The 2,584-nt window shown below is 59.0% G+C and carries 3 protein-coding genes; 1 reads left to right on the forward strand and 2 read right to left on the reverse strand.

The window, feature by feature from the left end; translation table 11 throughout:
• Positions 1–753, forward strand: a 753-nt coding sequence (locus tag ABX749_RS29040) for a redoxin domain-containing protein (protein ID WP_372899116.1), incomplete at its 5' end; no start/stop codon positions are given.
• A gap of 107 nt (positions 754–860) precedes the next feature.
• On the opposite strand, the gene ABX749_RS29045 is transcribed toward ABX749_RS29040, so the two are convergent.
• Both ABX749_RS29045 and aroE read right to left on the reverse strand, forming a co-directional pair.
• Positions 861–1,409, reverse strand: coding sequence for a GNAT family N-acetyltransferase (locus ABX749_RS29045; protein WP_372899117.1), 549 nt, complete (start codon positions 1,407–1,409; stop codon positions 861–863).
• A gap of 19 nt (positions 1,410–1,428) precedes the next feature.
• Positions 1,429–2,584 (reverse strand): shikimate dehydrogenase (gene aroE, locus ABX749_RS29050; RefSeq protein ID WP_372899118.1); only part of this gene is annotated, 1,156 nt, incomplete at its 5' end.

Below are 2,584 nucleotides of genomic sequence, written 5' to 3' on the forward strand. Positions count from 1 at the left end.
GACCGGCTGAAACGCGTGGCCGGCAAATTTGCCCGGGCCAATGACGCGTTGGCGGCCTATGCCGATTACCAGGCCATCCAAGCCGAATACGTGCTCAAGCAAACGCCGGATGCGGATTTTGAGAAGGTCCAAATGTGGTACTTGGAAACGCTCGCCGCCTTCGTCGATGCCCACCCCCAGACGATCGAATCCGCGCAAGCGATGCTTCAATTAGCGCTGGCCAAAGAGTTCGAAGACAACGAGAAAGAGGCGTTGGCGTACTACCGAAAGGTACGTGACGGATACAAAGGCACCGAGGCCGGCGAAAAGGCCGCCGGCGCCGTTCGGCGGCTGGAGTCGGTGGGACGCAAGATCGAACTCGACGGCACGACCATCGACGGCAAGTCGTTCAAGCTTTCACAGCTTCGCGGTCGACCGGTGGTCGTGCACTACTGGGCGACCTGGTGCGAACCCTGCAAGCAAGACATGAAACTGCTCAGCCGTCTGCAGGGCCGCTACAAGCGAGAAGGGTTGACGTTGGTCGGCATCAACGTCGATGCACGGCGTGGCGATGCCGAAGCATTCCTGCGCGAGAATCGCTTGCCGTGGATTCAGTTGTTCGAAGAGGGCGGTTTGGAATCGAGCCGGCTCTCCAAAGCCTTCGGCGTGCAAACGCTGCCGACGATGATGCTGGTCGACAAAGACGGCACCGTCGTGCGACACAACGTTCGCGCCGCCGAACTGGACGCTGTGATCGAAGAGATGGTCAAGTAAAGTTTTTAGGGTTTCAGGTTTCAGGTTTCAGGTTCCAGGTTAGCTGAAACTTGAAACTTGAAACTTGAAACTTGAAACTTGAAACTTGAAACTTGAAACTTGAAACTTCAGCTCCGATCCTCATACGGTCGGGGCCGGAGCTGTTGGAACAGAGCTCGCTTCTGATCGGGAAGCGAGTAGTGGAAACCACAGTTTTCCAGGAAGCGGTCGGACGAACTGATGGCCATGATTTCCATGATGCCAAGGTCTCTGGCCCGGTCCACACACATCTGGACCAAACGTTTTCCGACGCCGAACCGCTGGTAGTCGGGATGCACGGCAAGGCATTGCAGTTCCGCGAGCTTGGGGCTGTAGACCTCGACCGCGGAAAACCCGACGCAGCGCTGGGCCGGTTCCTCGGGCGTGACTTCGTCGCTCGGAGTCGGGTCACTCGGTGAGGGAATGTCGGGCGCCGGGGCCTCTGACACGTCGTCGACCATTGCGACGAAACCGTGCCGGGTGAGTTCGATCAGTTCGGCATGGGTTCGCGAGAGCAGCAGCCGTTGCATCACAAAGGGACGCAGTAAGGCATGGATTGCCGCGGCATCGCTGGGCAGTGCCTGTCGGAGTTGCGGTAGAACCAGCGGCGTGGGGTCGGGTGGCGGAAGATCGTTCAATGCAGTGGCCCAACCCTGGTCAGTGAAGCTGGACCGGATTGGTCGCTTGCTTGATGGTTTTTCGCAGTAACATCGCCGGAGCGTCTTTCCCGGTGAACAATTTGAATTGATAGGCCGCCTGGCGGACAAACATATCGATCCCGGTGATGATCCGACACTGTGCCCGTTTGGCGTACTTCACCAGCAGGGTGTTCTCGGGGTTGTAAACGGTATCGAAGACCACCATGAATTGATTGAGCGCCGACGCTTTGAAGGGGGACTTGTCGACGTCGGGGTGCATGCCGACGGGCGTTCCGTTGATCAGCAGTTGGACCTTTTGGTTGTGTCGATCTTCCCAGGGCACCACGCGACAACCGATCTCCGACGCCAGCAGTCGAGCCCGCTCTTCGGTGCGGGAGGCGATGACGACGTCGGCCTGGCGTTGCCGCAGCCCCCAGGCGATCGCGCGGGAGACTCCGCCGGCGCCCAGCACCATCGCGGTGACACCCTGCAGCGCGTTTTCGCGGGGCACGTCTTTCTTTTCCATGACTTCGACGATGCAATCCATCGCGGCGCGATAGTCGGTGTTGTAGCCCAGGCGATCGCCTTCATGAAACACCATGGTGTTGATCGCGCCGATCCCGTTGGCGCTCGATTCGGCTTGGGTGCAGTAGTCCAACGCGCGCTCTTTGTGGGGAATGGTGATGCTGATGCCGCGGAGTCCGATCTTGTCGACGCTGTCCATGAAGTGATGCAGATCGTCTTGCGGGACGCGCAGCGGCAGGTACCGCGCGTTCATCTTTTCGGCATGGAACGCCGTGTTGTGCACCAAGGGGCTGTAGCTGTGGGCGACCGGATCGGCGATCACGCCGAACAACTCGGTCTCGGCGTTGATGTTTTTGACGTCGTACAAATTGGACATTTCTTTCCAATTCAGCTGGCCGGGCGCCATCTTCTTGTCCGTGCTGTAGGTCGCATAGGTGAAGGGGGCGCCGAAACGGTTGGCCAGAATTCGCGTGATGGTGCCGATCTCGCCCATGCAAATCCCGATCGTGGGGAGTTTGGCGTTGCGAATCAGGTCGAACATCCGCACGTTGTCGGCGAACGAGTTTGCCATGGTGGCGATTTTGACGATGTCGGCGTCTTCTTCGGCCATCGCCGCATGCAACTCTTCCAGATTGTCCGGCGTGCCGGAA

The sequence above is a fragment of the Stieleria sp. genome (assembly GCF_041595215.1).
Taxonomy (GTDB): domain Bacteria; phylum Planctomycetota; class Planctomycetia; order Pirellulales; family Pirellulaceae; genus Stieleria; species Stieleria magnilauensis.